General features: G+C 74.9%; 4 protein-coding genes. 2 read left to right on the top strand and 2 right to left on the bottom strand.

The annotated features are described in order from the left end of the window. Positions 1-136: 136 nt before the first annotated feature. Positions 137-1,516 (top strand): nucleobase:cation symporter-2 family protein, encoded by a 1,380-nt coding sequence (locus GT045_RS00805; RefSeq protein WP_161332967.1) that lies wholly within the window; start codon positions 137-139, stop codon positions 1,514-1,516. On the opposite strand, the gene GT045_RS00800 is transcribed toward GT045_RS00805, so the two are convergent. Beyond that, a complete protein-coding gene (locus GT045_RS00800; protein ID WP_161290379.1) occupies positions 1,466-1,822 on the bottom strand; it encodes a helix-turn-helix domain-containing protein in 357 nt (118 codons plus the stop codon). The two genes, GT045_RS00805 and GT045_RS00800, sit on opposite strands and share 51 nt — an antisense overlap. Positions 1,823-1,954: 132 nt before the next feature. Here GT045_RS00800 and GT045_RS00795 point away from each other — a divergent pair, with 132 nt between their 5' ends. Then, positions 1,955-3,034 (top strand): NADH:flavin oxidoreductase/NADH oxidase, encoded by a 1,080-nt coding sequence (locus tag GT045_RS00795; RefSeq protein ID WP_161332966.1) that lies wholly within the window; start codon positions 1,955-1,957, stop codon positions 3,032-3,034. A gap of 21 nt (positions 3,035-3,055) precedes the next feature. Here GT045_RS00795 and GT045_RS00790 read toward each other — a convergent pair. Continuing rightward, the coding region (locus GT045_RS00790) for a cation-translocating P-type ATPase (protein ID WP_237538242.1) at positions 3,056-7,229 on the bottom strand (4,174 nt) is incomplete at its 5' end.

Raw genomic sequence — 7,229 nt, 5'->3', positions numbered from 1 at the left:
GGCGTACGGCGGGCGGGGCGGGACCCACGGGGGCGGGACACACACCGGCAACAGTCCGGAAATCAACAAACTGTTCAAGGCCCATACGGTCTCGTCCTGTTCGGATTCCACCCCACCCGCCGCTGATGGAGTTCCCATGGACACGACCGCGGACGTGCACCCCGTCGACGAGGTCCCGCCGGCCCGGCAGCTGGCCGCCTTCGGGCTGCAACACGTGCTCGCGATGTACGCCGGCGCCGTCGCGGTGCCGCTGATCGTGGGCGGTGCCATGAAGCTGTCGGCCGCCGACCTCGCGTACCTGATCACCGCGGATCTGCTGGTGTGCGGGATCGCCACGCTGATCCAGTGCGTCGGGTTCTGGCGGTTCGGGGTGCGGCTGCCGGTCATGCAGGGCTGCACCTTCGCGGCCGTGTCGCCCATGGTGCTGATCGGGACGACGCAGGGCGGGCTGCCCGCGATCTACGGCTCCGTGATCGTCGCCGGGCTGGCGATCATGCTGCTCGCGCCGCTCTTCGGCCGGCTGCTCCGCTTCTTTCCGCCCTTGGTGACCGGCACGGTCATCCTGATCATCGGGCTGTCGCTGCTGCCGGTCGCGGGCGACTGGGCGGCGGGCGGTGCCGGCGCGAAGGACTTCGGGGAGCCGCGGAACCTCGCCCTGGCGGGCTTCGTCCTGGCGGTGGTGCTCGGCGTGCAGCGGTTCGCGCCGCCCTTCCTGTCGCGGATCGCCGTGCTCCTCGGGATCGCGGTCGGCCTCGCGGTCGCCGTGCCGTGGGGGTTCACCGACTTCGACGGGGTGGGGCAGGCCGACTGGCTGGGCGTCAGTACGCCGTTCCATTTCGGGGCGCCGGAGTTCCGGGGGTCCGCGATCGTCTCCATGCTGGTCGTGGCCTTGGTCAGCATGACCGAGACGACCGGTGACCTGATCGCCGTCGGCGAGCTGACCGGGCGCCCGGTCGCACCGCGCCCGCTGGCCGACGGGTTGCGCGCGGACGGCCTGTCGACCGTGCTGGGCGGGGTGTTCAACACCTTCCCCTACACGGCGTACGCGCAGAACGTGGGCCTGGTGGGCATGACCCGGGTGCGCAGCCGCTGGGTGGTCGCGGCGGCCGGCGGGATACTGGTGCTGCTCGGTCTGCTGCCCAAGCTGGGCGCGGTGGTCGCGGCGGTCCCGGCGCCGGTGCTCGGCGGGGCCGGTCTGGTGATGTTCGGGACGGTCGCGGCGAGCGGGCTGCGGACGCTGGCCCGGGTCGACTTCAGGGGCAACGACAACCTGACCGTGGTGGCCGTCTCGGTGGCGGTCGGCCTGCTGCCGGTGGGCGTGCCCACGGTGTACGAGGGTTTCCCGGACTGGTTCCGGACAGTGATGAACAGCGGTATCAGCGCGGGCTGCCTGACGGCGATCGTCCTGAACCTGCTCTTCAACCACCTTCCGGGCAAGGGCGGTTCAGCCGGGGTGGCGGCCGGGTCAGCCGTTCCGGCCGAGCCGGGCGGCCTGCCGGTCGGCGGCGGCCAGTAGGCTGTCGAGCAGACCCGGAAAGAGACCTTCCAGGTCGCCGCGGCGCAGACCGTTCATCTTGGCCGTGCCGCGGTAGACCTGCCGGATGACCCCGCTTTCCCGCAGCACCCGGAAGTGGTGCGTGGTGGTCGACTTGGTGACCGGCAGGTCGAACTGGGAGCAGGACAGGTCGACTTCTCTGGCCGCGAGTTCGCGCACGATCTCGAGTCGTATCGGATCGGCGAGCGCGTGCAGCACGGACTCCAGCCGGATCTGCTCCCGCGCGGGGTGCGGCAGCGCGCGGCCGGTGGTGGCGATGTCGGTCACGGCGGCTGGCCCTTCGTCACGGGAGTGCTTCGTCGGTCCCCATAGTACGAGAGGTGTCGTAGTTTGACATCTCTCGTAGTACGAGGAGTACCGTACAAGGCGACCAGCGGTCCGTGACGAATGGAGTCCGTCGTGAGCGCGCTCTTCGAGCCCATCACCCTGCGCGAAGTGACCATCCCGAACCGGGTGTGGATGACCCCGATGTGCCAGTACTCGGCCGAACCGGAGGGCCCGCTCGCGGGCGCCCCGCACGACTGGCACTTCGCGCACTACGCGGCGCGGGCCACCGGCGGCACGGGCCTGATCCTGACGGAGGCCACCGCGGTCGCTCCCGAGGGCCGGATCTCCCCGTACGACCTCGGCCTGTGGAACGACACTCAGCTGGAGACGTTCCGCAGGATCACCCGTTTCCTGACCGCTCAGGGGACCGTGCCGGGAATCCAGCTCAGCCACGGTGGCCGCAAGGCGTCCACCGACCGGCCGTGGAAGGGCGGCGCGCCCGTCGGACCCGAGGCGTACGGCTGGCAGCCGCTCGGCCCGAGCGCCGTGGCGTTCGACGAACGCCACCCGGTGCCGGCCGAGTTGACGCCCGACCAGATCGCCGGGATCACGGAGCGGTTCGCCGCCGCCGCACGACGGGCGCTCGCCGCGGGCTTCGAGGTCGTCGAGGTCCACGGCGCCCACGGCTATCTGATCAACGAGTTCCTCTCCCCGCACTCCAACCACCGCACCGACGCCTACGGCGGCTCGTACGAGAACCGCACCCGGTTCGCCCTGGAGGTCGTGGACGCCGTACGCGCGGTGTGGCCCGCGGACAAGCCCGTGTTCTTCCGGATCTCCGCGACCGACTGGCTGGACGAGGGCGGCTGGACCCCGGACGACACGGTCCGCTTCGCCCGCGATCTGCACGCCCACGGCGTGGACCTCCTCGACGTCTCCACCGGCGGGAACGCGGCCGGGGTCCGCATCCCGGCCGGGCCGGGCTACCAGGTGCCGTTCGCCGCCCGGGTGAAGGCCGAGACCCCGCTGGCGGTCGGCGCCGTCGGCCTGATCACCGAGGCCGGGCAGGCGCAGAAGATCCTTGCGAACGGCGAGGCCGACGCGGTCCTGCTCGGCCGCGAGCTGCTGCGCAACCCGTCCTGGGCCCGGCAGGCGGCACGGGAGCTGGGCAGCGAGGTCCGGATCCCGGACCAGTACCACCGCTCGGTCTGAATCCGGCCCGCCCGCACCCCGTCACGTCGGCAGCAGGCGGCCGATCGTCTCCTCCAGGCGGGGCAGCGTCCGCTGGCCCGCCAGGGCCAGCGCGATCGCGGCCACGACGCCGGCCCAGGCGACCGGCCCGAGCGGGGTGCAGCCGAAGAGCCGGCTGACGCCCGGGGTCTGCACCGCGGCGACCAGCGCGAGGGCCGAGCCCAGGGAGGTGATCTGCACCAGCCGGCTGTCGCGCCGGTCCAGCAGGGTCTGCACCAGCTGGGTGCCCACCACCCCGCACAGCGCCATCGTGCTGGAGCGGCGGGCGGTGCCCGGGGTGAAGCGGCCGATGAGCCAGGCCGTGAGCGCACCCAGGCAGGTGGTCAGCGCCCGGTGCCGGATCTGCCGCAGCAGGGGCTCGCCCAGCACCCCGGCGGCCTCCTCCACGTTGGTGAGGTCCGCCTCGCCCTCCTTCTCCGTCACGGCCACCGCCATCGACGGGAACAGGTCGGTGAACAGGTTCACCATGAGCATCTGCCGGGTGGACAGCGGCGCCCGCCCGGACAGCAGCGTGCCGAGGATGCCGAATCCGATCTCGCCCGCGTTGCCGCCGATCAGGATGGCGATGGCGTCGGCCACGCTGTGCCACAGGGCGCGGCCCTCGCCGACCGCCTCGATCAGCACCGTCAGGTCGTCGTCGGTCAGCACGATGTCGGCGGCGTTGCGGGCGGCGGCCGAGCCGCGCGCGTTGATACCGACGCCGATGTCGGCGGCGCGGATGGCCGCGGCGTCGTTGGCGCCGTCGCCGACCATGCCGACCACCCGGCCCGCGTCCCGCAGCGCCTCCACGACCTGGAGCTTCTGCTCGGGCGCCACCCGGGCGACCACGCCCGCGTCGCGCAGCATCCGGGCCCGGGACACGCGGTCCGCGGCGGCCAGTTCGTCGCCGGTGACCACCACGGTGTCCTCGGGCCAGCCCAGGTCGGCGGCGATGGCCCGTGCGGTCTGCGGATGGTCGCCGGTGAGCATGACGGGCCGTACGCCCGCCCCGTTCAGCCCGTGCACCAGCGCGGTGGAGGTCTCACGCGGTACGTCGGACAGCGCCAGCAGACCCGTGAACTCCAGCCGTGACAGAGCCCGTTCGAGAGCCTCCTGCTCCTGCTCACCCTCGTCGAGCCGCCGTTCGGCCACCGCCAGCACCCGCAGACCGGCGCCCGCGAGCCCGTGCGCGGTGTCGGAGGCGTGCCCCGGCAGCCCGGAGCAGGCCGGCAGCACCGTTTCCGGGGCGCCCTTGACGACGAGCACGGCCGGGCCGTCCCCGCTGCGGCCGACGGCGGCGGCGTATCCGCGCGCCGCCTCGAACGGCAGTTCCGCCAGCTGGGTCCAGTCCGGATCGGGGCCGGCGGCGTCGAGGACGGCCTCGTCGGTGGCGTGCACCGGCCGGTCGGAGCCGCTGTTCAGCTGCGGGCAGGCCCGCGCGGCGGCCCGGATCGTCTCCTCGGAGCCGGCGTCGTCCACTGCGTGCACGGTGCCCCCGGCGTCGGCGGTGCGCACCAGCCGCAGCCGGTTCTCGGTGAGCGTGCCGGTCTTGTCGAAGCAGATGGTGTCCATCCGGCCCAGTGCCTCCAGCGTGCGCGGGGTGCGCACGAGGACGCCGCCCCGGCTCAGCCGCCGGGCCGCCGCCAGCTGCGCGACCGTCGCGACCAGCGGCAGTCCTTCCGGTACGGCGGCCACGGCCACCGCCACCCCGCCGCTGACCGCCTCACGGATCGGTGTGCCGCGCAGCAGCGCCAGACCGGTCACCGCGGCACCGCCCGCGAGTGTCAACGGCAGGGCCTTGCGGGTGAGTTCCTGGAGCCTGGCCTGCACACCGGCCGCCGGGGGTGTCCGGGCGGCGAGGTGGACGGCGCGGGCGGCTTCCGTGCGGTCCCCGATGTCGACCACGACGGCCCGGGCCTCGCCCGCCACCACGGTCGTCCCCTCGAAGACCATGCAGCTGCGGTCGGCCACCAGGGCGTGCGGAGTGGGGTCCGTCTGCTTCTCCACCGGCAGCGACTCACCGGTGAGGGCGGACTCGTCCACCTCCAGGCCGTCCTGCCACAGCAGCCGGGCGTCGGCGGGCACCACGTCGTCCGCCTTCAGCTGGATCACATGGCCCGGCCGGAGCCGGCCCGCCTCCACGGTGCGGGCCCCCTCCGACGAGGAGTACGGTGCCTCGTCCTCCGCGGCCGGCACCAGGCGTGCCTTCTGCTTCTGCTCCGCGACCAGCCCGGACAGCGCCCGCTCCGCCCGCAGCCGCTGGACGCCGCCGACCAGGGCGTTCAGGTCGAGTGCGCCGACGACGAGCAGCGCGTCCACGACGGAGCCGAGGATCGCCGACGCTGCCGAGCCCACCGCCAGCACTGGGGTGAGCGGGTCCTGCAGCTCCCCGCGCACGGCCCGGCCGAGCCGGTAGGTCCAGCGGGCGGGCGCCGCGGCCGGGTGCCGGGTGACGCCCTCGGCCGTCGTGCGCATCCGGTCGGTCAGCGATTCGAACAGGCCGGTGTCGGCCTCCGGTTCGTGCGCCAGCCGCTCCCGGGCCTGGTCCGGGTCCAGTTCGTGCCAGTGGACCCGGGGCCGCGGATGCGGGGCGCGTGCGACGGCCACGCCGACCGCCGCCCGTACCCCGGACAGCAGTGCCCAGGCGGCACCGGCGTCGACCGGCGCGTGCCGGAGCCCGGGCAGCACGGACCGGCGGCCCCGGCCACCGCCGGACTCGCCGACGGCAACGAGCAGCCCGGACAGCGCGGCACCGGAGCGGGCCAGGGTCTGCGCCCGGTGGCCGACCGTGCGGGCGGCCGGGATCGCGGTGAGGACCCGCCACACGTCGGGCAGGCCGTGCAGGGCCAGGATGTCGGCGCCCCAGACGGCCGCGCCGTCCCGGTCGGTCAGGGCGACGGCGACGTCCGCGGCGCGCAGGGCGGCCAGGACGTCACGGTCGCCGGCCCCGCCCACCCGGGCGACCACCAGCACGCCGCCCTCGTCGCCGCGCGCTTCGTGCACCACGTCGTCCAGCGGCCGGCGGGCGTCGACGAGCTGGTCGGCCAGGCCGGCGAAGTCCTCCAGGGCGGGATCGTCCACGAGGACGACCCGGAGTCCCGCGCGGCGGGCCGCGTCGAGCACGGGCTCGGCCCACGCGTCGGCCTGGCCGTCCTCCGTGCGCAGCGCGCCCGAGTGCAGGACGACCGCCCTGGTCATCTCCAGCTGGCGCAGCCGCCTGGGATCGCGGACGAGCACGCCCGTGCGGGCCAGCGCGGCGCTGAGCACGGCGTGGAAGGCGGCGGGGCCGTAGCGGGCGGCCTTCGGGGAGCCGGCGAGCACCGCTTCCGCCGCCTCGGCGGCGTCGTGCTTGACCAGCAGGGTGGCCGCGGCGCCCAGCACACTGCCGGCGGAGGCGTGGGCGGCGTACTCCTGGGCCGGTGAGACGTGCAGCGGCGGGCGCGGCGCTCCCCCGGCGGGGATGCTGGGCCGGCCGGGGGCGGACAGCTGGTCGTGCACCGCGTCGAAAGCGGCCGAGCGGGCGACCGTCTCGGCCACCTGGCAGGCCCGCAGGGCGCCGTCGAGCACGAGTGACGTGGGTGTCTGCCCGGCGCCGTGCGCGACGGCGTTCGCGCAGGCCAGCGCGAGGTCCATGGGGGTGTCGCCGAGCCGGGCGCGCAGCCGGCCGCGGAAGCGCGGGTTCTCCCGCAGCAGGGTGACGGCCGCGGTCACCATCCGGGGCGAGGGCGGCAGCCGCAGCGCGTACGCGGTCAGGGCGACGGCGATCCCGACGCCGTCGGCGGCGAGCGTGGCCACCGCGGCACGAACCCCGGCGGGGTCGGCCGGGTGCGTGGTCTCCTCCGCGTCCTCGCCGGCCAGGACGAGTCCGTGCCGTTCGGCGAGGTCGGCCGCGTGGTCCAGGACCCGGTCGGCGGCCGCCTCACCGGTCGCGGTCACGACCAGGCGGGCCAGGCCCTGGTCCCAGTAGGCGACGACGACGTCGGGATGCTCCTCCAGCGCCTCGGCCAGCCGGCGGGCCAGTTGCCCGGTGCCGCCCGCGCGCCGTGCGAGGTCCCGCTCCAGCGGGCGTACGGCCAGGTGGGTGCGGGCGCCGGAGCGCCAGTGGTCACCGGCACCGGGCAACGCGTTGCGGGCGACCCTGGCGACCCGCGCCGCGGCGTCCGCGCCGCGCACGCCG

The sequence above is a fragment of the Streptomyces sp. SID486 genome, from assembly GCF_009865385.1.
Lineage (GTDB): Bacteria > Actinomycetota > Actinomycetes > Streptomycetales > Streptomycetaceae > Streptomyces.
Note: the sequence above shows the minus strand (reverse complement) of the source record. Positions and strands in the feature narration are given on the sequence as shown.